The organism is Flavobacterium sp. LC2016-23 (assembly GCF_009674775.1).
GTDB lineage: Bacteria > Bacteroidota > Bacteroidia > Flavobacteriales > Flavobacteriaceae > Flavobacterium.
In genome coordinates this window covers 77,288-104,032 of record NZ_WKKE01000004.1, presented here as the reverse complement: position 1 = coordinate 104,032, position 26,745 = coordinate 77,288, and the positions used below count along the sequence as shown (strand labels likewise).

Here is a 26,745-nt window from a genome sequence, read left to right as displayed (position 1 = left end):
ATCAAATGAAAAAAATAATTATAGTATTAGGAATTATTATCTCGGCTTTAAGCTCTTGCAGCGACTATATTGAAGAAGAAAGCCTTTCAAATGTACCGGCTGATGAAACTTATAAAACCGCATCCGGATTTCAGTTATTGGTAAATTCAAATTACGCCTGGCTAAAAAGTATTTACGGCGGAAATCCCTGGTTGTTTGAATCCGGCACAGACATGTACGCTGAGGGAAGAACACCGGAACCGGCAGGTCTGAGCCAGTACACGCTTTTAATTCCTACGGCAGATAACGTAGCTGATTTGTACCGTCCTTGTTACCAGTTAATTCAATCGGTAAATAAAACGATTTACTATTCAGGAATAACAGAACAGACTTCAAACTTAAATACTTTAGTAGGAGAAGCCAGATTTTTAAGAGCACAGGCTTATTTTTTACTGGTACAGACTTATGGCGGTGTTCCAATTGTAAATGAACATGTTACAAGTCCTGTTTTATCTTTTAAAAGAAATACAGCGGAAGAAGTGTATACGCAAATTATAGGAGATTTAGACGCAGCTTTAGCAAGCGTTGGAACTTCTGCGTATGCTACATCCGGAAAAGTAAACAAAAGAGCTGTAAATGATTTACTTGCTAAAGTGTACCTAACCAGAGGATATGAAACTTATGGCAAACCAGACGATTTCTCAAAAGCTGCGGCTTATGCAGACGCTGCTATTGCCGGACAAACTTTAGGTATTGCTTTCGATCAGTTATTTAAACCCGGCAACGATTTAAATGCAGAAACAATTTTTTCTGTTCAATACGACAAAGCGTCAACAAGCACGGATCCTACCAAATTAGGAAACAACCAGTTTTACTATTTTGGCCCTTATTTAGGAGGAGCAGAAACAGGAGCGCCATTAAGAAGCTATAATTTATGTCCAACAGCTTATGCTTTGAGTTTATATGAGAAAGGGGATAAAAGATGGGATGCCACTTTTATGACCGAAATACTGGAAGGTCCGGAAACTAACAACGGACAGACTAAAACAGTTCTTTATTTTCCGTATTACAGAAGTGCCAATCCGGCTGCTTTAAAAGTGAGACATTTTTACGAACCAAAATGGTTTACGCCTGCGGACAGACTGGCCTGGGAAACGGCTAATGCATCCAGAAAAGCAGCCACTTTTGTATATCACCCTTGGGGAGAATACGATGCAGCGCATACTTTAATCGATAACCGTGACTGCTATACCATTCCCGTAAAGAAGTTTGATGACCCGGATCCGACTACACCATCCAGTACAGGTCCTGTTAGTACAAGAGATATTATTGTGGCCAGATTAGGTGAAACGTATTTAATTGCGGCAGAAGCCTATTTAAAAGCAGGTGTACCAGCAACAGGTTTAGATCGTTTAAACGAAGTGAGAAGAAGAGCCGGAGTAGCCAATGCAACAATCGGACAATTCAATATCGATTATATTTTAGATGAAAGAGGAAGAGAATTGGTGGGAGAATACAAACGCTGGTTTGACTTAAAACGTACCGGAACATTAGTGGCCAGAGCTTCGGCTTATAATTATAAAATTAAGGCTGCAAACTTTGTTGGGGTAGGCGGACAGTTAAAAATTTTAAGACCAATCCCTCAAACGGCACTGGACTTAAATCAAAATAAAGATTTTCCACAAAATCCGGGATATTAGTAATTTGTAATTTTGAAATATTAGTTTTTTTGAAGCAGTTAAAAAGGAGTCTGAACATGGTCAGGCTCCTTTCTTAACTGAAATTGAGAAATTGAAGATGAAAAAAATAGTAGTACTTTTAGTCTTGTTTTTAAAAGTCATCGATGCTCGAAGTCAATACCGTACAGATACTTCATACACCGTAAAAAGTACCTATGCCAAATTAATAGATACCTATCCTTTTATAACAGTTGCCCGGTCAGAAAAAAATCCAAATGTTAATCGGCTGAATGATGTGGTTTATGATCGGAAAAAAAGCAGGGCCTTACATTTTGATGCCTTTTTAAATAAAAACAAAAAATTAAATCCCGCTGTAATCCTGATTCACGGAGGAGGCTGGAGATCCGGGAATAAAAACCAAATGCATGAGCTGGCGCAGGAAATAGCTTCAAAAGGATATTCTTGTTTTGCCATCGAATACAGATTATCAACAGAAGCAAAATACCCGGAAGGGATTTACGATGTAAAAAATGCGATCCGTTTTATAAAAGATAATGCCAAAAGATTCCGTGTAGCTCCGGACAAAATTGCGGTTTTAGGATGCTCTTCGGGCGGACAAATGGCAGCTTTGATCGGTACAACAAATGGAAATCCGGCTTTTGAGGATGTAACGAATAAAAGCAAATCCTCTTCAGCAGTAAACGTAATTATAGATATAGACGGTGTTCTGGCTTTCAAACATCCCGAATCAAAAGAAGGAGAAATGGCCGCTTTTTGGCTGAATGGGACTTATGATGAAAATCCGGAAAACTGGAAAAACGCTTCGGCTTTAAGCCACGCAGACAAAAATACACCACCGGTACTTTTTATAAGCAGCAGTTTCGAAAGATTTCATGCCGGAAGAGACGATATGATTGTCCTTTTAAATCAGAATAAGATTTATAATGAGGTTAAAACAATAGAGAATTCACCACATTCCTTTTGGTTTTTTCAACCCTGGTTTAGTCAGACGATTGTTTATACCACACAGTTTTTAGATACAATTTTTAAATAATTTACCCTATAATGAAAGTAAAAATAAAAATAGCAGCCTTAGTACTATTCGGTTTTACTGCTGCAAATGCCCAAAAATACGATGTGAAAACAGCTAAAACCTATGCCGAAATTTCAGCCAAAACAGACGGAAAATGGGAAGGCCGAAAATATATTGGTGGTACAGTTTTTAAAAATGTAGACAAATTAAAATTAGCTCCGGAACATACCGATCATTCTTTTGATATCCGTTACGAAGGCCCGGGATGGGAAAATAACAGAATCGGATACCGTTTGTATCTGGACTGGAGAAATGCGATTGATATTTTCGGAAAGAAAACGTCAGCGAATATATTACCAAAAGTAGGGCAGGATAATTTCGATTCGTACCACGAAATGAGCGATTGGGGAGCAGATATCCTGAAAGCCGGAAAAGGAATCGGAATCGGATCCATCGATCGTTACCTGAACAAGGAGAAATTACACTTCCGTGAAGTCGATTCAACGATTGCCTATGTGAGCAATAAAACCAACGAATCGGTAGTAAAAATTGATTATTACGGATGGAAAACAGCGGCTGATAAAATCAATTTCACCTCAGAACTGACCATTAAACCGGACCAGCTATATACACAGCATACCATAAAAGCATCCAAAGCCATTCAGGGAATTTGTACCGGAATCGTCAAACAGAAAAATACCGAATTACTTAAAAAAGAAAGCAAAAATAAAAAATGGGCTTATCTGGCCACTTACGGTCAGCAATCCTTAGTTCCGGATAAACTTGGAATGGCTATTTTCTACCAAGTAAGTACAATCGAGAGTATTGAAGATACGGATTTAGATTATTTGTTAGTATTCAAACCCACAACCAAAGCAACTTCATTTTACCTTTTGGGCGCCTGGGAACAAGAAGTAAACGGAATTAAAACACAGGAAGAATTTGTAAAATACCTGAACGATAAATTAGAAGTACTAAACAAAAAAGGTAAAATGTAATCGTATGCTTAAACCGGTCTGTGTAAAAATCAATTTTATAAAATGCCTTGTTGTTTTACTGCTCATTGTTAACAGTAAAGTAACAGCACAGCAGCAGGATGATTCATGGGTTATTTCCGATCAGTTAAAATGGTCGGAAAGAACAGCACTTTCTATTTTAAATAAATACCCGAATGCCTGGCAGCTCGATGGAAATGACAAGCCTAAGTGGGATTATAAAATGGGTTTTGTATTGTGCGGTTTTGAAAAATTATATCAGAAAACAAACAACAAAAAATACCTCAATTACATAAAAGACTACGTTGATGAAATGATCGACAGTACCGGAAACCTTAAAAAATACGATAGCAAAGAATACAATATCGATTATTTAAGCCCGGGAAAACTTTTGTTTAATTTATACGATCTGACAAAAGATCCCCGCTATCTAAAAATTACGGGACAATTAAGAAATCAACTCGAAACCCAGCCGAGAACACCAAGCGGAGGATTCTGGCACAAACAGATTTATCCGGACCAGATGTGGATTGACGGCCTGTATATGGGTGAACCTTTCTACACGCAATTTACCGTAAAGTATGAAAATGGAAGAAGCCTGGACGATATTGCTAAGCAATTTGAACTGGCGCAAAATAATATCATCGATAAAAATACAGGTTTACCCTATCAGGCCTGGGACGAAAGTAAAGCAATTGGCTGGGCCAATAAACAAACGGGAACTTCACCAACCATCTGGGGGCGCGGGATTGGCTGGTACATGATGGCATTGGTTGAAACACTGGATTATTTCCCAAAATCACATCCAAAATACAAAGTACTGGTCGGATACCTCAATCAGATTGCAAAAAATGTAAATGAATGCAAAAGCCCGGAAGGGTTGTGGTACCAGGTAGCAGATAAGCCTCAGTTGTATGGCAATTATGTAGAACCATCTGCTTCAGGAATGATTATTTATGCCTTTGCAAAAGGGGCAGACAAAGGATATTTGCCTTCATCCTATAAAAAAACAGCCCAAAAATCATTTGACAGTTTTGTAAAAGAATTTGTAAAAGTGGATAAAACAGGAGTAATAACGATTCTCAATGTTTCTTCCAATGTAGGACTGGGAGGAAAACCGTTTCGCGATGGCACCAATGATTATTACCTCACTGCCAAAACAAAAGAAAACGGGGCAATAGGTATAGGAGCATTTTTGTTAAGTGCAATCGAGTTGAATAAATAACAGAATTTAAATATATTTTGAAATGAAAAATAACAGAAAAAAAGGATTTGTATCGGTTGTAATACTTGGACTTATGGTTTTGACAAGCTGTAAAATAACCTCTCAGGAACCGGCAAATAAGGATATCGTTATTTCTAAAGATTTAAAATGGTCCGATAAAATGGCTTTGACTTTGATGAAACGCCATCCTCAGGCCTATATGATCGACGATTCAAAAACAGCCAAATGGGATTATGTCCACGCCCTGGTTTTACATTCCATCGAAGAATTATATAAAAAAAATCCGGATCCAAGATACAAAGCCTACATAAGAGGTTATGTAGACACACTGGTACAAAATGATGGCAGTATTAAAACGTATGAATTCGATAAGTATAATATTGATTTAGTGGTGCCGGGCCGTCTTCTTTTTGATATTTATGCTACTTCAAAAGAACAAAAATACCTTACCGCTTTACAATCCATCCGCAAGCAGCTTGCCGAACAGCCACGTACAAAAAGTGGGGGATTCTGGCACAAACAAATCTATCCGAACCAAATGTGGCTGGACGGGTTGTATATGGGAGAGCCCTTTTATGCACAATATACCGTTACATTTGAAAACGGAAAAAGCCTGGATGATATCGCAAAACAGTTTGAGCTGATTCAGCTGCATGCAACCGATCCAAAAACAGGATTATTATACCACGGCTGGGATGAAAGCAAAGAAATGCCATGGGCAAATAAAGAAACAGGAAACTCTCCTAATTTCTGGTCCAGAGCTTTAGGATGGTACACCATGGCTTTGGTTGATGTGCTGGATTATTTCCCAAAAGACCATCCAAAACAAAAAGAACTGGTTAAATACTTAAATAATGTTTCGGCCAGTTTAGCCAAATATCAGGACAAATCCGGCTTATGGTATCAGGTAACCGATCAGGGCGCCAGAAAAGGAAATTACCTGGAAGCGTCAGGATCATCGATGTTTGCGTATGCTTTTGCCAAAGGAGCCAACAAAGGATATCTGCCTGAAAAATATAAAAAACTGGCCAACAAAGCCTTTGACGGCCTCACAACTCAACTGATCAAAAAAGTAGATGAAGACGGCGGAATCACCTTAACCCAGGCTTGTCAGGTGGCGGGTTTAGGAGGGAATCCATATCGTGATGGCTCTTACGAATATTACGTAAACGAAAGAAAAAAAGACAACGATCCGAAAGCAACAGGCCCTTTTATTCTGGCAGCATTAGAATTGAACAGATAGGTCAGATCAACTTTTTTGTTTTGAACACAAAGACCTGACAGGTTTTAAAAACCTGTCAGGTCTAATCAGAAAAGCTAAATTTTCTTTAAATGAAAAACATAAAAATCATCTTTTTTTTGTTATCCGTATTTTCGATACAACCGAATTTCGCACAAGTGTGGATTCCGGATAATGGAGACGGAACCTACACCAACCCGATTATTCATGCCGATTATTCAGATCCGGATGCGGTTCGGGTAGGAGATGATTTTTACATGACCGCTTCATCTTTTAACTGCATTCCGGGAGTACCGATTTTGCATTCCAAGGATTTGGTTAACTGGAAAATTATAAGCTACGCACTGGCCAAACAGCCGCCATTCGAAACCTACAATACAGTACAGCACGGGAATGGTGTCTGGGCTCCGAGTATTACTTATCATAACAATGAATTTTATATTTATTACCCCGATCCTGATTTTGGAATTTATATGATAAAATCAAAAAAAGCCGAAGGCCCATGGTCGGAACCGCTTTTGGTGAAAGCAGGCCTGGGACTTATCGATCCAAGTCCTTTATGGGATGATGACGGAAAGGTGTATATGGTTCATGCCTTTGCGGGAAGCCGTGCGCAGATTAAGAGCTTGTTAGTGATTTGTACCATGAATGCAGAAGGAACCGTGGCGAACAATGACGAGGTCATGATAATTGACGGACACGAAAGCGAAAGCACCATTGAAGGCCCGAAGTTTTACAAACGAAATAACTACTATTATGTTTTTGCTCCGGCAGGCGGCGTCTCTACCGGCTGGCAAACCGTTTTAAGATCAAAAAATGTTTGGGGGCCTTACGAGAAGAAAAAGGTTTTAGAACAGGGAAAAACCAGCATAAATGGCCCACATCAGGGCGCCTGGGTACAAACCCAGACGGGTGAAGACTGGTTCATTCATTTTCAGGACAAAGGCGCTTATGGCAGAATTGTGCACCTGCAGCCCATGAAATGGGAAAACGACTGGCCCGTAATGGGACAGGATTTGGATAAAAACGGCATCGGAGAGCCGGTCACCACTTTCAAAAAACCGAACGTTGGAAAAAAATACCCAATTGAAACCCCTGCCACATCAGACGAGTTTAATTTGCCTACATTAGGATTGCAGTGGCAATGGCAGGCCAATTCCCGGATTCAGTGGGGATTTCCAACCAGTTCAGGCTATTTGAACTTGTTTTGTATCAACAGTATTAAGGATGAAAAGAGAATTTTTGACGCTCAGAATTTATTGCTGCAAAAATTTCCTGCCGAAGAATTTATGGCTACCACCAAACTGACTTTCAATGCCAGACTGGACGGGGAAACGACAGGTCTTTTGATAATGGGTTTGGATTACAGTTATTTATGCCTGAGAAATAATAATGGCAAATTGTACTTGAATCAGAAAACCGGAACTTTTGACAAAACAATTTCGGAAACAGAAACAAAAGCTGTTTTGGTCGAAAACAATACGATATACTTAAGGGTTAAAGTGAAAAAAGGAGGCATCTGCAGCTTTTTTTACAGTTCCGATGATAAAAAATATCAGCCCATAGGTACCAATTTTACTGCCAAAGAGGGAAAATGGATCGGAGCCAAATTAGGACTTTTTGCTTTAAGTCAGAAAGTGACCAACGATTCCGGTAATGTAGCTGTGGACTGGTTTAGAATAACGAAATAAAAGAAGATGATTCCATTAAAAAAAATAATAGTATTTACTTTATTACTTACAGGCTTTGCAGCAATCGCTCAGAACAGTTATAAAAGCGGGTCTGATAAAGAAATGATTGTGGCGCAGGACGGCTCGGGGGATTTTACAAAAATTCAGGAGGCCATAAATGCGGCTCCGTCATTCCCGTATGAAAAAGTAACGATCCGTATCAAAAACGGAACTTATGCTGAAAAAGTCAGAATCCCGGAATGGAATACGCATCTGGAGCTGATTGGGGAAAGTAAAGAAAACACCATTATTACTTTCGATGATAATTTTTCGAAAATAAATTTAGGAAGAAACAGTACTTTTCATACGTACACGGTTTTAGTGGAAGGAGATGATTCCTCAGTATCCAATTTAACCATTAAAAATACTTCAGGCGATAATGGTCAGGCCATTGCATTGTCGGTGGTGGCGAATCGTGTACAGGTTTCAAATTGCAGGATACTGGGAAATCAGGATACATTGTACCTGTCAGGTGAAAAAAGCAAACACTATTTTAAGGATTGTTATATCGAAGGAACAACTGATTTTATTTTTGGAAGCGCTACCGCTTTATTCGAAAATTGTGTGATTCACAGCATAAAAAGCTCTTATATCACTGCTGCTTCAACTCCGCAGGGAAATGATTTCGGTTTTGTTTTTAGAAATTGCAAACTGACAGCCGATCCTTCTGCAACAGCCGTTTATCTCGGAAGGCCGTGGAGAATTTATGCCAAAACAGTGTATCTGAATTGTGAGATGGAAAAACAGATAATACCGGAAGGCTGGCAAAACTGGTCAAAACCCGAAGCTGAAAAGAATGCTTTTTATGCCGAATACAATTGCAAAGGCGAAGGACATCAGCCGACAAAAAGAGTTTCATGGTCGCATCAGCTTTCAAAAAAAGAAGCTGAAAAATATACTACAGAAAATATTCTTCAGGACAGCGTACCAAACTGGTTTTCCAAACAAAAATAGTTTTCATAAAAAGACATTAAATATGAATTTCAGAGGCCTTCTTTTTCTAGTAATTTCATGGAGTTCTTTCGCCCAGAAAACGGAATTTCCAACTGCAGCAGCAGAGGCTATCGTGAATAGAATCCAGCTGCCCGTTTTTCCTTCGTATGAGGTAAATATTGTAAAACTGGGGGCAAAAGGAGATTCTGTAACCAATAATAAAGCCTTTTTCGACAAAGCGATGGCCTTGTGTAAAAAGAACAAGGGCGGAACCATAATTGTACCCAAAGGGATCTATAAAGTAAATGGTCCGATTCACTTTGTGAGCAATGTCAATCTTAAAATAGAAAAAGGCGCTAAAATTAAATTTAGTGATGCCCCAAAAGATTATCTGCCAATGGTACTGACCAGTTGGGAAGGAACAATGCTGTACAATTACAGTCCATTAATTTATGCCTACGAATGCTCGAATATTGCCATAACCGGTGAGGGAACAATTGACGGTGAAGGAGGCAATATCTGGAAAAGCTTTAAAGCCAAAGAAAACGACGGCAAAATGCGCAGTCGTGAAATGAACCATAACAGCGTGCCACTGAACGACAGAAAGTTTGGGGAAGGTTATTTTATGCGTCCACAGCTGATTCAGTTTTTTAATTGTAAAAATATTCTGGTTGAAAATATCCGTATCGAAAATTCCCCGTTCTGGTGTCTGCATCTCTTGAAATCAGAAAGTATCACCGTTCGCGGAATAAGCTATAAATCATTGAATTACAATAATGACGGAATTGATCCGGAATACGCGAAAGATGTTTTAATTGAAAATGTAAATTTCGATAACGGCGACGACAATGTGGCCATTAAGGCAGGCAGGGATCATGAAGGAAGAGCCAATTCGGCTACGCCAAGTGAGAACATTGTGATTAGAAATTGTAATTTCAAGGGACTTCACGGAGTGGTTTTGGGCAGCGAAATGTCTGCCGGAATTCAGAATGTTTATGTAGAAAATTGTAAAACCGCCGGCTATCTGAAAAGAGGAATCTATATCAAAACCAATGCAGATCGCGGCGGTTTTATAAAGAATATCTTTGTCAATAACCTGAAACTGGATGAAGTAGAAGACTGCCTGTATATCACATCCAATTATCATGGGGAAGGAAGCGGTTTTCAGTCGGACATATCGAATGTTTACTTTTCGAATATCACCTGCAATAAAGCCACAGAATCCGGAATTGTGATTCAGGGATTCCCGGAGAAAAAAATCAGGAATATCTCTTTAAGCAACATCGAAATAAAATCGGCAAAAAACGCCCTGTCAAATGAAAATGCGGAGAATGTGCTTATGACCGATGTTTTTATTGGTCAGCGGGCGACTGTTCCCTCGGCAGCTAAGTAAAGAGGTTCTGAGTCTCTAAGATTCTGAGGTACTGAGGTAACAAAGGCCCAGAGTTACAAAGGTTCAGAGGTACAAGTATAAGTTAATAAACTTTGCGTCCCGATAGCTATCGGGATTACGTAAACCTTAGCGAACCTTGCGGTTAGTATTAACTTTCAAATCGAATAATCCAAAAATCCAAAAATCGAATAATCGAATAATCCAAAAAATGAAATACTTCCTTTCCATTTTATTTTTAATTTCCCTGAGTTGCCGGGCACAAAAAACAACGCTCTATTGTATTGGTGATTCGACAATGGCTAATAAAAAAGATGCCGATAAAAATCCGGAGCATGGATGGGCGCAGGTTTTACAACCCTTTTTTAATGAAAATATCATTGTAGAAAACAAAGCGGTAAACGGGCGCAGCACCAAAAGTTTTATCAATGAAAAACGCTGGGATTCCATCTGTAAGAAACTCAGAATAGGGGATTATGTTTTTATCGAGTTTGGCCATAATGACGAAAAAATAGCAGATTCAGCGCGATACACCAATCCGCATACAAGTTATCGGTATAATTTAATCCGGTTTGTAAAGGAAAGCAGGGAAAAAGGAGCAATTCCAATTTTATTAACTTCTATTGCAAGGCGAAATTTCAACGAACAAGGAGTATTGGTCCCTACCCATGGCGATTATCCTTTACAAACAAGATTGGTAGCACAGGAATACAAAGTGCCTTTTATTGACTTAGAATATTATACCGAATTGCTGGAGCAATCCTACGGACCCGAAAAATCAAAGTTGCTTCATTTACATTTTAAGGCAGGCGAAGTTCCGTATTATAAAGAAGATAAAAATGATGATACACATCTTTCTTTAAAAGGAGCTAGGGAAATCGCCAAAATTGTGATTAGTCAAATCAGACTTTCGAAAGATCCTGCTCTTGATCAATTAAAAAAGGGTATTAAATAACGATTTTTATTCCCTTCTTCAGGTTACAATTTCAGGAGCATATCCTGCCATTTTCCGATAAGGCTTTTTCACAAAATCTTCTGATGGTTTTCGTTGAAAAACAGCATAATATTTGGAGTGAAAATGGTTCATTCGTGTATAATTTAATTCATATACAATTTCTATCAGGCTACTGTAATTGCCACTTTGAAGCAGTTTTTTTGCCAGGATCATTTTTTCTTTTAAAAAAAGATTTTTAGGCGTATCGTTAAAATGTTTTTTAAACAGCATTTTATATTTGGTAGAAGACATGCCCGCCATTTCCGATAAGAAATTTATCGTAGGGAAGGGATTGCAGAGGTCTTTTAAAAAATAATCCTGTGTTTTAATAACCGCCTCAAGGTCCGTTTCCGTAATTTCATTTTTTTTCACCGATAGATTTTCATAGCGATTCAAAAAGTTTCCTAACAGCTTTAGTGAAATTCCTTTTAAGTAAGAATCGAATGAATGCTCAAAAACAGACTTATCAATAAGCGATCTGATCAGGAAAATACTGTTGCTGTCAATATGGTCGTAATAATAAAGGGACTTTCCCTCCTCTTTGTTTTTTTGTTTATGACATTCTTCTATAGAGTTAGTTTGCATAAGCTCCTTCAGTAATTTTTTGTCAACAAGCAGCCGTAATGCCTTGGTTCGTTCATTCACAGATGGCTTAAAAGAACTTTCCGTCTGATTGTCTATAATGGCAAGACCGGGATTTTCTCGGGAACCAATTTTGTACTCTGCCGTATCAATTTCTATAAAATTTGCGGAATCACTTAAATCAAAATGAAAGATATAGGATTCATTTTCAGATTTCAACCGGTTTATTTCAACCGGTTCCGTTAAAATAAAATCGATAAACAGTACAGAAATTCCCGGAGCGATAGGGGTGAAATACGTATGGCCTGTACCAAGAGTTTCCGGGATAACAATTATTTTATTATCAATAAGTTTTCCTTGTATTTCCTGAACTAATTCTTGCTGCCATTCTGGTTTTAAACTATAAAAATGATTGATTTTTTTCATAACTGTAGGTATTTGATTTATAACTGTTTCATAAAACTCTTTGGCGATAACCCGAAATGTTCCTTAAAGTTTAAGGTAAAATGAGAATTATTACTAAAATGAAGTCTGTTTGAAATTTGGGATATACTTAATTGTCCGTCTTCAAGAAGTTCTTTTGCAAGTGCCATTTTATTGTTCATGAAGAAAGAATAGGGGGTTAAGCCGGTCATTTTTTTAAACAAAATCTTAAACTTCGTTTCAGACATTTTAATTTTTTCTGTCATTGACAGTATGCTCGGAAATGGGCCTTCAATATTTTCAATTAAAAACATTTGCATTGCTATTATATTTTGAATATCTGATTCCTTAACGGTTTGAATAATAATCCTGTTGCGGGCTATTTTCTTTAAATAATTAGACATCAGCATATGTACCGTAGCTTTAAGATTTAAATCGAAAACCGGGCCACCTACTTTTAATTTGCGGAGATCATTGAGTATATGAAAACTATCATTACTGATCCTGTCAAACCGGATAACCGTGTTTTTTTTGGGATCGGTTATTTGCTGCAGGTCGGAGAAAAGAACAGTATCATCTTTAATAAATGCAGCAAGTTTGTTTTTTTGTATGAATATGCAAAGGGCATAAGTATGACTTCCTGATTTTATCTGGTAATTGGCTTTTAAACTGCCGTCTATGACAGCCAGATTGTATTTCCATCGCCCTAAGTCGCAGATGGTATTATTGGTCATTAAACGGGCTTCACCATCGGTAAGGTCATAATAGAATCCCACAAAATCATCTTTCGGGTTTTTTTGTATAAAATGAAGGTTTTTATGATATTTCACATCGATATAATAGGCTACGATCCCTTTTTCGCACTCCAGAAAATATCTGGTTCCCGATTGTATATCATCTGGAACAACTATAAAATTTCCGTCTATTTTTCCATCAAGTTGTCTTGCAAACGGTTCTACCCAGCTTAAATCAGCACAATAAGAATGTTCAATTATTTTCATGTGGCATTATGGTATTACAAAATTTTACTGCTTTAATTTTAATAGTTTACGAAGAATTTAATACGCGATTATTTGTTTCGTTCTTTGAAATTATTTTGTAAGAATTTGAATTAAATTTGCTTTTCCGGAGGTAATTTAGTGTAAAAAAGCTTGCCTTTTTTATCCGTTTTATAAGTGTAGGGATTCAATTGATAACTGTAATTTTTTGTCGATTTGGGACCTGAAAATGCATAAAAAAACAGCTTCGGTCTTAAAATCTGCAAAAAACCTTATTCTGACATTTTTATGTCTTAATTGAGCTATCCTGTAAGTACTATTCCGCTTAATTTTGCTTTTTTCAGAAGAGAAATAATAATGAAAGAACAAATTAATTAATACCATAAGAAATGAATACTTCTAAATTTTCTGCAGAGTTTGAGTTGAATATTAGTGAAATACAAAAGCTAAATAAGATGTATTTTAAGCGTTTGTATAAAGGAAGGGTTACGGTCTTTTTTATACTTATTGTGGTCGCTTTTCTTTTTTTTGATTTTTTAAGTTTAGAAAGTCAGGAAGATTTTATGAAATGGCAGTTAAAGAGCTTAATTCTGATTGTTTCGTTTTTTATGTTTCATTATTCATTTGTAAACGCAACATGCAAATTCTTTTTTAAGTGTATGAAAAAAATTGCCGTTTACAGCGGTCTTACAGGCAGCTATAAGCTTAATTTTACCAGTTCTTATATTTATGTAAATTCCCCGCTGGGTGCTTTTGCTCACAAATGGAGCCAGATAGATAAAGCAGTTTTAACTAAGGATTTCTTCTTTTTATATATTAAGGACAAGGATCAGCATATTATTTCTATTTCGAATAAATCTGATAAGAACAGAAACATGACTGATTTAATCACATTTGTCGAACGTCATGTTATGCATATTACTAAAATGTGAGCATTTAGCAGCGCATTTGATAAATATAAAATAGCATACAGTTTTTTGTGTCTGATAATTATCAAAAAAAGAAAGGACCGAGCCCCTTTATACCCTTTGTATCTCCTTAAAATGCGTTGATAATCTTTAAGAATTTACTTCAATAAGGCACTGTAGCAGGTGAAAGCAAAAAAATAAAAAATAAAAATGGAGATTATTTTTTTTGTAATTAACTGAAAATAAGAGGTCAAGCGCGTCGGTTAATTTAATATTAACAGGTGAGGCAAAAACAGGCATAATTTTAACATTAAAGATGCGTTATCTATCAAGCAAACTTTTATTTTTGCGCCTTAATTTAACAAGTATAAGCATGAAAGATCTATTAGTAAAAATCAACGCCGAAATCGACACATTCAAAGCAGAAGCTGAATCACTAACTGAAAAAGGTGTTAAAGCTGCTGGACCAAGAGCCCGTAAATCAACTTTGGAAATTGAAAAACTTTTAAAAGAGTTTAGAAAAGTTTCTATCGAAGAATCAAAAAAATAATATTTGTATTCAGGAACAAAAACCTCGTCTAAGCCTTAGACGGGGTTTTTTTATGGAAATTATTTAAATATTTCTATACGCTCTTTAGAGCTGGCCTGTTTTAGGCCTTTACCTATAATTCTATTCCTGCTTCTTCTGATTTTGACACAATCCTTACGATTTGTAGTTCTTTACCAATATTATTTCAGGATTTGCGTTTCTTATTAGAAACTCTGTTCAGGTGTATTATTTTACTTTGAATAATTTTTCCAAATACTCCACTTTTTCTTTTTCGGCCTGAACCAGTTCTTTTTCAGCCTGAACCAAACGTTCGTAAAGTTCAACTACTTTATCCAAAGAATTAAAATTACAAGTACTTTGGGGACCAAAATTACTACCAGAAACAGTTTCATTAAAAGTGTTGAAATAATTAACCACCCCTTCCTCCGAAAAGTTTTTAATAGCCTCTACCGTTACACCCAGAGCTTTTGCTACTTCAACTAATTTTTCTTCATCAATAGTCTCGCTGTTTTCCATAATAGAAACAGCCTGTTGATTGGTTCCTAAAGCCTGCGCTAAGACTTCTTGTTTTATATATTTCAGTTCACGAATACGGTTGATTTTTCGCCCGATGTGATTTGGTCTTGTTGCTGTGCTCATACTTCAAAGATATTTAAGATTGTTTTAAAAATAACGGTCGCCCCAAAACGAGATTTTTGTGGTGCGATACTGTTTTTATTGTTTGTCAGGGAGGAAACAAAAATACTTTTTTTATGTGTATTTTACTACATGTATTTCGTTTTTCTTGTATCTGATCTTACTGCAAGTCTGCCTGAATGGGGCAGGCGAAAAGCGGTGTAAAACTTGATATTTAATTTGTGTCAAATCTTAGAAGATTAAGAGTAGAAATAACAGCTCCGATCAAGTAATTCATACCATTAATTTGTCGTTAAAAGTGGCTCATTCTTCTTTAGAATCAGCCGCTTTTTTTATGGTACATTAAGTTTTTTATAAACCGAAATATGTATTTTTTTTTCCTTAGCTTTCGTGGTGCAATAAGTGTAAAATATACTTTTTTGACTTAAAAAATGATATATAAGTAAAATCGTTAGATCTAAAAATAAATAACAGGTAAAGATTGACGTTTGGATTTAATTACAACTCATAGTTATATTCTATAAGACCATTTGTAAGAAAAAAAATAGGATTATGCGTAATATTGCGATAGGAAGTTTTGTTTAAATTTCAGCATTTCCAGATCATTTTTACGTAGGAAATGATTTTTTGACCATCACTTTCTTTAAAATTTCCCCCAATCTCTAAAATAACTATTAATCAATTATGTTCTTTACTCTTACTCATGATCAGGTACAATTTTGCTATGGATCAAAACGCTGGCAATACAGTTTTAATGAAATTGTAGAGCTCGGATTACTTAAAAAAAAGAAATCCTACTTTCTTGAAAATGGTGTTTTTATTGCCATCACTGCTATAGCTTATTATTGCATGGTTTTTTCAGATTTAATGGAAATGTATTATATCGTGCCGACTTTATTATGCTATACTATTATCATTATTTCCAGATTTCATACGGATATCGATGCCGAGTATTATGTTATCGTAAAAGATGTTTATAAAAGAGAAATCCGGGTTAAGATAAAAAATCTGGACCGGCCTGTCATAGGAAAACAAATTGATCAGTACTTAAACCTTGAGTTCGATCGGATGGTACAAAAACAAAAATCCAACACTTAAAAAAAACAAGTAGATGTTATCAAACGAAACTTTTGGCTACGATCTTGCTTTTATCGTCGTTGCCGTAGTGTATGGTTTTATTATTACGACCAAAAAAAAATAGAAATGCAGCTTCATTAACCTACCATTGAAGTTGTATCAGATTACGTATTAAAAGGTATAGTTACAGTACCCTAAATTTAATAGTGAACTGTTAGCTGTACGAGATCCCCCATAAAGAGCTTATGACCACTTCAATAAAAAATAAAATTAAAAGCATTAGAGAGTTAAAAAATTATACTCAGGAATATATGGCAGATCAACTAGGCGTTACCCAGGCGGGTTATAGTAAAATAGAAAAAGGAAAGACTGTTCTTTCGTTTGTTAAATTAGTAGAAATAGCCCGTATATTAGACGTCAGTGTAGAAGATATTCTTAGTTTTGACAGTCAGCGGTATTTCAATAATTTTAATAAAGTTGAAGGAAATAATAATGGCAGCATTCAGATTAATTCTGATAACAATCCGGCTTTAAAAGAGCTTTATGAAGATAAAATAAGGCTGTTGGAAAAATTACTTAGCAAAACGGAAGAAGAATTAAACAGGTACAAAAAGAAGTTCGGTCAGCTTTAGAAAAAATAAAAAACGAGGTTTTTAAACCTCGTTTTTTATTTTTATCCTTTTATGTTTTATACAGTCTGATCCTCTGTAGTGGCGTCGGGAGCGTTTGTTTTTACGGAAGCGATTCCATTATCTCTGGCAGAAGTGCTTTCATACATTTCACTTGCACCAATGATCTGTCCATTTCCTGCTTTTAGGTTGAAATAAGGTTTTCCGCTGCTGGATTCCTTCTTGTCGTATTTGCTGTCGTCCTGCGAGTTTGTTTTTACAGATTCGATTCCGTTTGTACAGGCGGATTTTGTAGAATAGCCTTCGCTGGTCAGGATAGTCTGGCCGTTTCCTGCTTTTAAATTAAATTGAAATTCACCATTTGCTCTTGTAGTAATTACAAATTTTCCCATAGGTTTTTTGGTTTTTTAAGTTAGGTATTAACTATTTTGATAGTTATAAAAGTACAAAACTTAGTAGTACAAATTATGCCGCGACAAAAAAATATTTGATCATTTCACCACCAGAATTCTACTGTTTTTTATTGAAAGCAGCTAAGATATATTTCTGGTTGATTTCGTCACTTGGAGATTGTGAATTGTAATTTCCACCGGTAATAATCGTAACCATATTTTGTTCTTCCCAAATGTAAATTTTCTGTCCGCCGTTTCCCTGGGCCGCTTTTCCATTATAGCGCACTCCGTTTACATCCAGGTATTTGAGCCACCACAAATAACCGTAATTAACCCCTTGGACCACTGATTGTTTGGTCAGGGATTCCTGTACCCAGTCTTTAGAGATTACCTGTTTGCCATTCCACATCCCTTTATTCAGATAAAGCAACCCAAATTTCCCCATATCTCTGGGAGTTAAATAAATTTGGCAGAAGGTTTCTGAACTTGAGGTATCCGGTTTAAAATTCCAGGCGAAATTTTTAATGCCAATATCTTTAAAAAGAGTTTGTTTCGCAAAGTCGGGTAATGGCATTTTTGTGGCTTTTTCAATAATCCGGCCCAGTGTGATCGGATTTCCGGAGCAATACATTCCTTTTCCTCCGGGTACGTCAATCATGGGTAAGTCGAGGGTAAATTGTATCCAGTCAGCCGAATTATTCATGGTTGTTTCGTTGCCTTCCGATTTTGGGTTACTCACGTCACAATCCAGACCACTTTGGTTGGTTAAAAGGTTTTTAATGGAAATTAGCCTTTTATCTTCGGTAAGATTTTTAAAAGTATATTCTGGGAAAAAGGAAAGCACGGTTTCGTCTTTGCTTTTTATCAAACCTTTGTCAATAGCAATTCCGGTAAGTGCCGAGATAAAACTCTTGGTGGCAGATCGCAGTTCGTGTAATTTGGTTTTATTGTATTCGTAAAAATATTCTTCAAATACCAGTTTTCCGTCTTTAATAATCAGAACACTATGAACATTGGGTAATGTACCGTCTACGATTTTCTGCATCATTTCAGTCAGTAATGCTTTGTCTAAACCGGTTTTATCAAGATTTCCTGTTGGAATTCCATCCGGATCTTGTTTGGGCGGCTGGTATACGTACTTAAAATCTTTCGCGTTGAGCCTTGGATACCACATTTCTTTTGGGAAAACTACTTTTTTAGAGAGCAGGTTGTAACTATTTCCTTCAGTAGAATAACCGGTAATAATTCCTGCTTTTCGGTCAAAAGTTACTTTTTCATTTGACATATTTTCAAAAATATCTTTGTCAATGGCTTTTAATTTGTATTTGCTTTCGTTGATAATGGCGAATAAAACGGTGTCTTTTGGTGAAGCGGCTATTTTAAGAGAACCTTTATTTATATATTCATAAACACCTTCATATTCCTTTAATTGTTCGTAGGTAATTTTGAATTTTTGTTGTGCATAACCGGAATAAATCCCCAATAAAAATAACAGAAGCAAATGGTTTTTTTTCATTCTTTTTGGTTTTAAAAGATTGTTCGTTAGTTAATTAAGGAAAGTTATAAAAAAAAGAGACATCTAATTATTAATTAGTGTCTCTTTTTCATAGGTATGTATTTTTTAATACGCTTATTTAATGCTGATCGGCACTTCAACCATTGTTTTATCCCAGCCAATTACTAAATTAGCACCAGTACCCTGAGCGGTAAAAGCAATCGATAAAGCTTCTACAGGAGTTGAGATTGGTTTAACCGGAACAACAATTTTCACAAGGTCTTTACTTGCATCATAAGGGTAAGCGCCCCATAAATCAATTTCTTTATTGATAATAACGGTCCATTTGTCTTTCTCAGGAATTGCAAAAAGGCTATACGTCCCTGCAGGAACCGCAACACCATTGATCGTTACCGGTTTGTAAAATTTGATTTCCGTGTTTTCGTTAGCACCCACGCGCCATACTTCACCAAACGGAATTAATTCTCCAAAAATAGCTCTTCCTTTTGCAGATGGTCTTGAATAAATAACTTTGATGACAGGTGAAGGCGTATCTGTTTTCTTAAATTTTACAGCTTTATTCGGGAAATAAGCAATATCAGCAGGGCTGGCATCCAAAGGTGCGAATTTAACTTCCTGTGCATTAACAGAAAAGACAAACAATAAAAGAAGGGTCAGTAAACTAAAATTTTTCATAACGTAGTATTTTTAATATGATTCATACAAAAATAAGAGAATAAAGAATAGGAAAATATTAAATTTTTAGTCCTTTTTCTTTTTTTCATACCAGTCGTGCATAATGTAAAAGGCTTTCTTTTTCTGACCGTCGTTTGAGATCAGCCCTTTTCTGTTGTATTCGTCCTGAATCCCCGGCAGTAATCTCCTTGGTGATCTGAAATCTACCAGAATCCAGGGGCTCAATCCGCTGAGGTGTGGTATTTTTTCGATCATTTTCAGGTTCTGAATGTACAGGTATTCCTGGTATTCTTCTGTCCAGCGTTCGTTTTTTTCTCCATGTAAACCGGCTTTGGCATCACCTCCAAATTCAGAAACAATGACTGGTTTGTTGTATTTGGTTTTCCAGAGGATCTTTTCGGCATCTTCCAGATTTCCGCCGTACCAGCCTAAATACTGATTGAATGCAATGATGTCTAAATACTGACCGATTTCATCATTGATGGTTCCAAAGCCATCTCCGCTTTGCGTTAATAATGCCGCACTGATCAATCGCGTATTATCCAGTGATTTGGTATGGTCAACCAGGTTTTTGATGAAATTATTTCTGGCATCAGATATCGGAGTTTCATTGGCCATAGACCAAATGATAATACAAGCTCTGTTTTTATCTCTCGTAATGGCTGCGGTTAACTGGTCCTGAGCATTGTTATAGGTTTCTTTTCTGGTAAATTCAACCGTCCAGTACACCGGAATTTCTTCCCAGACCATTAAGCCTAATTTATCCGCCAGTCGGATAATGTTTTCGTTATGCGGATAATGGGCCAGACGGACATAGTTACAGCCTAATTCCTTTGCCCAGTTCAGCAGGCGTAAAGCATCTTCTTCAGAATTGGCACGTCCGCCTTTGGCATTTTCTTCATGAATGGAAATGCCGCGCAGGAAGATTTGTTTTCCGTTCAGTAAAATTTTATCCTCCTGCGTTGCAATAGTTCTGAAACCGATGGTATCTTTTAATTTTTCTCCGTTGAAATCTATCGTAACCGCATATAATTTTGGATTTTCAGGTGACCAGTACGAGATGCTTTCGGATGGAATTTCAAATTTCAAAATCCCATCAGTGCCTACTTTTCCTTTGTAATTGATTTTTAATTCGGGAATGGCGATGGCTATCGCATTTTGTGCCGGATTGAAGTTGTTGATTTTGATAAAACCTGATATTTTGTTTTTATCGTTTTTGTTCAGTTGAATGGTATAATCTTCCACAAAAGAGGCTGATTCTTCGATTAGGGTAACATCACGCGTAATCCCGCCGTAATTCCACCAGTCGGTATTAAGCGTCGGTACATCTTCTTTATGACGCGTGTTATCTACTTTGATGACCAGATAATTGTCTTTTGCTTTTACAATCGAAGTGACTTCATAATTAAAGGGCGTAAAACCGCCTTCGTGCGTTCCTAATTTCTTTCCGTTTAAATACACATCGGCTTTGTAATTTATAGCTCCAATGTATACAAAAAGCCTTTTTTGGGCTTTCAGGTCATAATCAAAGGATTTTTTGAACCATACATTTCCTTCGTAATATTTAAGCTCCGGAACCTGTGAATTCCAGTCTCCCGGAATGTTTATTTTGGGTGATTTGTCAAAATCGTATTCTACCAGTTCCTGTTTGTTCACAGCGTGATAATTACTAAAATAAGCAGCGTTGGAAGGCTTGGCCTGTTTGTCGTAAACATCATGGTGAAAACTGTAATATCCTGTTTCGTAGGGGTCAACGATATAATTCCAGACCCCGTTTAACGAAGTGGTATGTCGGTTGGGAACGTTTGAAATTAGGCTTTGTGCAAATCCTAAAACGGAAGTGGTCAGGAGTAATGTGGTTAATAGTTTTTTCATTTAGTATAGTATTAGTATGTTGATGATATTTAACCGCAAAGTCCGCAAGGAAAGTTCGCTATGGTGCGCAAAGCTTAAAAAAAACATAGCGAACCTTGCGTAAAACATGGCGTTCTTTGCGGTTAAACCCTAATTTACCGGGATCTTCAAATATTCCCCTTTAAAATTCTGGTTCAGCACCGTCATTTCGATCGGAATATTCAATCCATCAGGAATTACTTCAATCGAAGCTTTTCCGTTTGCCATCCGTATGGATTCGCTTCCGGTTGGTGTTCCCTGGCTTTTCATTGTTTTGCCTCCTTTAAGGCATTGGAAATATACGCTTTCTTCATAATCTAAACAACGTAAATTGTTGTTATCTATAGCAATAGCCGTTACAAGGTAATTTCCGTTCTTTAATTTCTGGGAAGACAATTGTAGCGAAACTGCGGATTCATTTTTAATAAAACGATAATTTATTTTCAAAGTATCCGAAACCGTTTTGCCGTCTTTATCTTTTCCAATAGCGATTAAAATGTTTTCTCCTTTTTTGAAGTTAACGTCCCAGGTCAGGCCGCAGGCCGGATAACTGGTGATATTTCGTTGTTTTTCACCCAGGGATTTTCCGTCATGGTATAAAGTCACTTTTTCGCAATTGCTAAAGACGCTTAGAATTCTTGGTGTATTTTCGGGCCCCTGGCGTTCTGTCCAGGTATGCGATTCGATGTAGGTAAAAGGTTTGTCGCTCCAGTAACTTTTAAAAACATAATACGCATCTTTTGGAACTCCGTTTCGGTCCACCAGTCCTTTTTGGTTCATGTACGGAATATCATCTTCGGGACGCAGCGGCGTTGCAAAATCCTTGAATGCCCATTGAACATTACCCACAAATGTTGGATCATTCTCGGATATATGCAAATGCCAGTCGAATAAATCGACAATATAATTTTCGCTCCAGTCGCCAATTTGGGCAATGTTAGCCACTTTGGTCTGTACAATGGCTTCTTCCCAGCCTTCGGCTTTTATGATATTTTCGCCTGTAACCGGATTTTCGCTGTGACGCCCCACGTGACTGTCGCCGCCATATTCGGCATGGATAAAATGTTTGTATTCTTTCTTGTACAAATCAATTGCTTTCTGATAGCTTTTATAACTCCCGGAATACCAGCCGGACCATATAGAAGGGGAGAAGACGTCTACAATCTGCGAACCTTCATAGTATTTTCGGATCGCTGTTTTTCTGTTGGGATCCATTTTATGGGCGATATCGTTTAGCTCCGTCAGAAAAGCATTGGTCTTTTCGGTATTGTCTCCGTCAGGAAAATCGGGAAGCCAGTTCATTTCATTTCCCAAAGACCAGATAATGATACTCGGGTGGTTGTAGTTCTGATTGATGATTTCCGCCAGCATGTTTCTGGTATTGGTTTTCCAGAGTTCATCGCCAATTCCGCCACGGCACCAGGGTAATTCATCCCAAACCAAAAGGCCGAGTTCGTCACAGGCTTTATAGACTTCGGGATCTTGCGGATAATGCGCCAGACGAACAAAATTAGCCCCCATCTTTTTTATGGATTCCATATCGGCACGGTGTTGCGCATTGCTCATGGCAGCACCAACACCGGCTTGTTCTTCGTGTCGGTGTGTACCGCGAAGCAATAGTCTTTTTCCGTTCAGGTAAAAAGGGCCATGATCTTTAAATTCAAACCATCGGAAACCTACTTTTTCAGTAACGCTGTCTTTGGCCTTATTTTTTTGGGATAAAACAGCTGTTACGGTATATAAATTCGGTTTTTGGGTATCCCACAATTCCGGATTTTTGATGTTTTCGAATGTGATGGTTGTTGTTTTATTGGTAACTGAAACGGTTTTACCGGCTACTTTTTTTCCTTTCGGATCCTTAAGAGTGACCTTCAGGGAAAGATCTTTTGTATTGTCCGGATTTACGGTCGATGCGATAATTTGTAAAGAGGCTTTTTTGTCGGAGACTTGCGGAGTGGTAATTTTTAGCTTATCGATATTGTTTTTGTATTTGGAAATCAGCCAGACATCGCGCGTAATCCCTCCATAAATAAAGAAATCACTTTTCTGTGAGGGAATAATTTCAATGTCATAACTATTGTCTACCCGAACAAAAACAGCATTGTTTCCTTCTTTGATAAAGTTCGTAATATCGATGGTAAAGCCAATATATCCGCCAATATGACCTCCGGCTTCTTTGCCATTGACATATACTTTGGTTGTGACATTAGCACCTTCGAAATATAAAAAATACCGTTTATCAGGATCTATTTGTGCAATGTTGAGCTGTTTCTGATACCAGCTTGCATCACGCCTGTAACCGGGATTTAAGTCGGTGGCGTCTTCGCTGTTCCAGCTGTGCGGCAGATTTATTCCGGTCCAGTTCGCTGCTTTTTGGGCATCGTTCAGGTTTGGAGTATGGTTTTCTAAATAAAGCCAGTGGTCATTGATATTTGTTTTAGTACGCAAATCAGTAGTTGCCTGAGCAAAAAGGCTGCCCAGGCAAAACTGAAAAACAAAAATGAAAGTAAAAAAAGAGCTATAGTGGTACGATTGTTTTCTCATAAGTTATAAGTCTTTTTTTCTTAATAATGCTTCCAGAAAATAGTAATCGGCATATACGATGGGTTCATCAATTTCATCTTTCTTAGGCCAGTTTCCTGTGCTGTGATCTAAAATAAAAGGCGCATTGATTTTAGGGTTTACAATATAGTGGTCTGACTCTAAAGTCCTGATTACCTTGTCGGCATAAGTCAGATAGCTTTTGTTTTGGGTATAGCTGTACAATTCGTATAATGCAGAAGCCATAACGGTTGCGGCAGAAACATCGCGTGCGGCATTTGGAATCGACGGATCTTTAAAATCCCAATACGGAATTCCATCTTCCGGTAGGTCTTTGTTTGTAATGAAAAATTGTGCTGTTGCTTCGGCCTGCTTCAGATAGGCCGGATCTTTAGTATATCGGTACGACATGGTAAAACCGTAAACGGCCCAGGCTTGTCCGCGTGCCCAAACCGAATCGTCATTATACCCCTGAAGCGTAGTTTTTTTTCTCACAGCTCCGGTATCAGGATTATAATCGATGACGTGATAACAACTGTTGTCTGCCCTAAATTGATTTTTCAGTGTGGTGTTGGCATGTTTTACCGCGATGTCGTGATACTTTTTATTGCCGGATAATTTGGCCGCCTCAAACAGTATTTCAAGGTTCATCATATTATCAATAATGACCGGATATTCCCAAATGTCTTTGTTGAAATCCCAGGAACGAATCGCTCCGGTTTTTTCATTAAAACGGGTACACAACGTTTCGGCTCCTTTGATGATCACGTCCTGGTATTCCGGTTTGTTTTCGACTTTTAAGGCTTCGCCAAAAGCGCAGTATACTTTAAATCCAACATCATGAGAACCACTGTTCACGCTTTCTTTTTTGCTGAAAGGGGTCCACTTTTCAGCCTGTTTTTGGTACTCGGAATTGCCTGTCAATCGATACAGCTGCCATAAGTTTCCGGCAAAAAAACCACTGGTCCAATCTCGCGAAGGTACTTTCTTTATGAGATTGGATTTCAGGTTCATGCTGCGCGGCATGGACAGGGAATCAACAGGATATTCCAACATCATTTTGTAACGGGTTTCCAAAAGAGTGCTGGCGGTTGCAGGCGTATTTTTTGTTTGCGAATTAATTCCGGATTTGCACGCTGTTGCCAGCAATGCAAACCCTAGAATTAAAGTAAAAAAACTAACTTTATTCATACTAATTAATCTAATGTTTAGTAACCCGGATTGTTTGGTTTTAAATTAGGATTGATGGCCAGCTCCGTTCCCGGTAAGGCAAAAAGGTAATCCCTGTTCGGATCAAAATTGGCATGAGGCTCAAAACCATCCGGACCAAATACTTCAGGACCGTTTTTCAGTCTTTTAATGTCATACCATCTGATGTATTCAAAGGCAAATTCGAGCCTTCTTTCATTAATGACCATTTTTCTAAAATCAACCTGAGATAATCCCGGAGTTACATTTGCAGGAAAAGAAACTTGTTTTCCGGCTTTGTTTCGGGCTCTTGCCAAAACCCTGTTTACATAACCGTCTGCTTCTGAGGTTCCCGGAGTAATTTCGTTTAAGGCTTCGGCGGCCGTCAGCAATACTTCGGCATAACGCATTGTGATGTAATTGTGTTGCGAAGTTCTTCCGTTAGCACCGGCTTTCCCCGGAAAACGAAAATATTTGGCAATATGTGGGCGAGGTGCTTTTTCGTTATCGCTTGACGGATAAATTTGCAAAGCCCCACCCGGACCTGTTTTCTTTCTGATGATCGTATCAAAACTTACCGCTCTTCTGTAATCTCGCTGGTCCCAGTCGTTAAAAACTTTTAAAGCAGGTACCGCTACAGAAAACCCCTGACCATAGCTGTAACTATCGTCTTTTAAGGAACCCGTAAAAAATGCCGTATAATCCTGACCGTAGTTTCCGGATACTAAGTTGTTGAAATCAATCGTGAATAATGGTTCTTTTAATGCCGCGGCTTTATTGGCATTAAACAAATCCTGAAAATCAGCATCCAGTCCCAATCCGAATTTTGCTTCGTTGCTAATAACATATTTCGCTTCATCGTAGGCTTTCTGGTATTGCCCTAACGTCAGGTATACAGAAGCCAGGTAACCTGCCGCTGTTCCTTTTCCCGGAACGGCTTTTACTTTTGGTTTGTCGTCCAGCCATTTTTTGGCAAATTCCAGATCTTCAATTATTTTAGCATAGACTATGGCTTCTTTGGTCCGGCTTAATTTATCGACCTGGGAAACTTCATTTACGGCAAAATCAATATAGGGAACGTCTCCAAAAATGCGAACCAGATGATAGTACGTAAAAGCTCTTGCGAAATAGGCCTGTGCAACGATGGCATTTACTTTTGCAGGATCACCCGGTGTTTTTTTCGCGCCTTCAATCGCCTGATTGGCCGCTGCAATAATGATATAGGATTGTGGCCAGAAGTTCGCCACAAGCGCATTGGTATCATTCATTTTAAAATCGTTGACATCGATTCTCGCGGCCTGAGTCGTTCTGTCACCAATATCGGCCATATCGTCTCTTAGCATCAGTGCAATTGTAAATTCCCTTCCCCAGTAATTGTTGTGGGCAATGTTGGCAAAACTTCCGTTTACAGCAGCCTGTAAATCGTCTGTATTGTTAAAAAAGTTAGCGGGACGAATGATTCCAACCGGATGTTCTTCTAAATCAGAGCACCCAAAGGCGAATATTCCCAAGAAAAGAAAAGCTATATATTTTTTCATA

At 37.7% G+C, this 26,745-nt stretch carries 23 protein-coding genes; 13 read left to right on the top strand and 10 right to left on the bottom strand.

Annotated elements, in window-relative coordinates; genetic code table 11:
• Positions 1–5 precede the first annotated feature (5 nt).
• The 9 genes from GJU43_RS04575 (at position 6) to GJU43_RS04535 (ending at position 11,159) form a co-directional block, all read left to right on the top strand.
• Positions 6–1,679, top strand: coding sequence for a RagB/SusD family nutrient uptake outer membrane protein (locus GJU43_RS04575; protein WP_154339643.1), 1,674 nt, complete (start codon positions 6–8; stop codon positions 1,677–1,679).
• A gap of 97 nt (positions 1,680–1,776) precedes the next feature.
• Positions 1,777–2,712, top strand: a complete 936-nt coding sequence (locus tag GJU43_RS04570; RefSeq protein ID WP_154339642.1) for an alpha/beta hydrolase — start codon at positions 1,777–1,779, stop codon at positions 2,710–2,712.
• Between the two features lie 11 nt (positions 2,713–2,723).
• Positions 2,724–3,689, top strand: coding sequence for a DUF4861 family protein (locus GJU43_RS04565; RefSeq protein ID WP_154339641.1), 966 nt, complete (start codon positions 2,724–2,726; stop codon positions 3,687–3,689).
• A 4-nt stretch (positions 3,690–3,693) separates the two neighbouring features.
• Positions 3,694–4,911, top strand: coding sequence for a glycoside hydrolase family 105 protein (locus GJU43_RS04560; RefSeq protein ID WP_154339640.1), 1,218 nt, complete (start codon positions 3,694–3,696; stop codon positions 4,909–4,911).
• Between the two features lie 22 nt (positions 4,912–4,933).
• On the top strand, positions 4,934–6,154 hold the full coding sequence (locus GJU43_RS04555; protein WP_154339639.1) for a glycoside hydrolase family 105 protein: 1,221 nt from the start codon (positions 4,934–4,936) through the stop codon (positions 6,152–6,154).
• An 89-nt stretch (positions 6,155–6,243) separates the two neighbouring features.
• Positions 6,244–7,842, top strand: coding sequence for a glycoside hydrolase 43 family protein (locus GJU43_RS04550; RefSeq protein WP_154339638.1), 1,599 nt, complete (start codon positions 6,244–6,246; stop codon positions 7,840–7,842).
• A 6-nt stretch (positions 7,843–7,848) separates the two neighbouring features.
• Positions 7,849–8,835 carry a pectinesterase family protein gene (locus tag GJU43_RS04545; protein WP_154339637.1) on the top strand — a complete coding sequence of 329 codons (987 nt, stop codon included), beginning with the start codon at positions 7,849–7,851 and terminating at the stop codon, positions 8,833–8,835.
• 22 nt (positions 8,836–8,857) lie between these two features.
• The gene (locus tag GJU43_RS04540) at positions 8,858–10,207 is read left to right on the top strand and encodes a glycoside hydrolase family 28 protein (protein ID WP_154339636.1); all 1,350 of its coding nucleotides are present in this window, start codon (positions 8,858–8,860) and stop codon (positions 10,205–10,207) included.
• A 208-nt stretch (positions 10,208–10,415) separates the two neighbouring features.
• The gene (locus GJU43_RS04535; protein WP_154339635.1) at positions 10,416–11,159 is read left to right on the top strand and encodes a rhamnogalacturonan acetylesterase; all 744 of its coding nucleotides are present in this window, start codon (positions 10,416–10,418) and stop codon (positions 11,157–11,159) included.
• A gap of 18 nt (positions 11,160–11,177) precedes the next feature.
• On the opposite strand, the gene GJU43_RS04530 is transcribed toward GJU43_RS04535, so the two are convergent.
• Together GJU43_RS04530 and GJU43_RS04525 are read right to left on the bottom strand one after the other, a co-directional pair.
• Positions 11,178–12,206: an AraC family transcriptional regulator gene (locus GJU43_RS04530; protein ID WP_154339634.1), complete on the bottom strand. Its 1,029-nt coding sequence runs from the start codon at positions 12,204–12,206 to the stop codon at positions 11,178–11,180.
• 17 nt (positions 12,207–12,223) lie between these two features.
• Positions 12,224–13,204, bottom strand: coding sequence for a helix-turn-helix transcriptional regulator (locus tag GJU43_RS04525; RefSeq protein WP_154339633.1), 981 nt, complete (start codon positions 13,202–13,204; stop codon positions 12,224–12,226).
• 386 nt (positions 13,205–13,590) lie between these two features.
• On the opposite strand from GJU43_RS04525, the gene GJU43_RS04520 reads away from it, so the two are divergent.
• Entirely contained in the window at positions 13,591–14,133 is a 543-nt protein-coding gene (locus GJU43_RS04520) for a hypothetical protein (protein ID WP_154339632.1), read from the top strand.
• 349 nt (positions 14,134–14,482) lie between these two features.
• Positions 14,483–14,659: a histone H1 gene (locus GJU43_RS04515; protein WP_132037023.1), complete on the top strand. Its 177-nt coding sequence runs from the start codon at positions 14,483–14,485 to the stop codon at positions 14,657–14,659.
• Positions 14,660–14,884: 225 nt separating this feature from the next.
• Here the strand turns inward: GJU43_RS04515 and GJU43_RS04510 are convergent, their stop codons facing one another.
• Positions 14,885–15,298 carry a helix-turn-helix domain-containing protein gene (locus GJU43_RS04510; protein ID WP_154339631.1) on the bottom strand — a complete coding sequence of 138 codons (414 nt, stop codon included), beginning with the start codon at positions 15,296–15,298 and terminating at the stop codon, positions 14,885–14,887.
• A gap of 681 nt (positions 15,299–15,979) precedes the next feature.
• Between GJU43_RS04510 and GJU43_RS04505 the strand changes: the two genes are divergently transcribed.
• Together GJU43_RS04505 and GJU43_RS04500 are read left to right on the top strand one after the other, a co-directional pair.
• A complete protein-coding gene (locus GJU43_RS04505) occupies positions 15,980–16,393 on the top strand; it encodes a hypothetical protein (protein WP_154339630.1) in 414 nt (137 codons plus the stop codon).
• A 224-nt stretch (positions 16,394–16,617) separates the two neighbouring features.
• Entirely contained in the window at positions 16,618–17,004 is a 387-nt protein-coding gene (locus tag GJU43_RS04500) for a helix-turn-helix transcriptional regulator (protein ID WP_154339629.1), read from the top strand.
• A 56-nt stretch (positions 17,005–17,060) separates the two neighbouring features.
• Here the strand turns inward: GJU43_RS04500 and GJU43_RS04495 are convergent, their stop codons facing one another.
• The 7 genes from GJU43_RS04495 to GJU43_RS04465 form a co-directional block, all read right to left on the bottom strand.
• Positions 17,061–17,393, bottom strand: coding sequence for a YegP family protein (locus GJU43_RS04495; RefSeq protein WP_154339628.1), 333 nt, complete (start codon positions 17,391–17,393; stop codon positions 17,061–17,063).
• Between the two features lie 118 nt (positions 17,394–17,511).
• Positions 17,512–18,909: a serine hydrolase gene (locus GJU43_RS04490; protein ID WP_154339627.1), complete on the bottom strand. Its 1,398-nt coding sequence runs from the start codon at positions 18,907–18,909 to the stop codon at positions 17,512–17,514.
• 114 nt (positions 18,910–19,023) lie between these two features.
• On the bottom strand, positions 19,024–19,584 hold the full coding sequence (locus GJU43_RS04485) for a DUF2911 domain-containing protein (RefSeq protein WP_154339626.1): 561 nt from the start codon (positions 19,582–19,584) through the stop codon (positions 19,024–19,026).
• A gap of 66 nt (positions 19,585–19,650) precedes the next feature.
• A complete protein-coding gene (locus tag GJU43_RS04480; RefSeq protein ID WP_154339625.1) occupies positions 19,651–21,459 on the bottom strand; it encodes a glycoside hydrolase family 2 protein in 1,809 nt (602 codons plus the stop codon).
• 129 nt (positions 21,460–21,588) lie between these two features.
• A complete protein-coding gene (locus tag GJU43_RS04475) occupies positions 21,589–24,021 on the bottom strand; it encodes a glycoside hydrolase family 2 TIM barrel-domain containing protein (protein ID WP_154339624.1) in 2,433 nt (810 codons plus the stop codon).
• 3 nt (positions 24,022–24,024) lie between these two features.
• Entirely contained in the window at positions 24,025–25,209 is a 1,185-nt protein-coding gene (locus GJU43_RS04470) for a glycoside hydrolase family 88 protein (protein ID WP_154339623.1), read from the bottom strand.
• A gap of 17 nt (positions 25,210–25,226) precedes the next feature.
• Positions 25,227–26,744 (bottom strand): RagB/SusD family nutrient uptake outer membrane protein, encoded by a 1,518-nt coding sequence (locus GJU43_RS04465; RefSeq protein WP_154339622.1) that lies wholly within the window; start codon positions 26,742–26,744, stop codon positions 25,227–25,229.
• Position 26,745 lies beyond the last annotated feature (1 nt).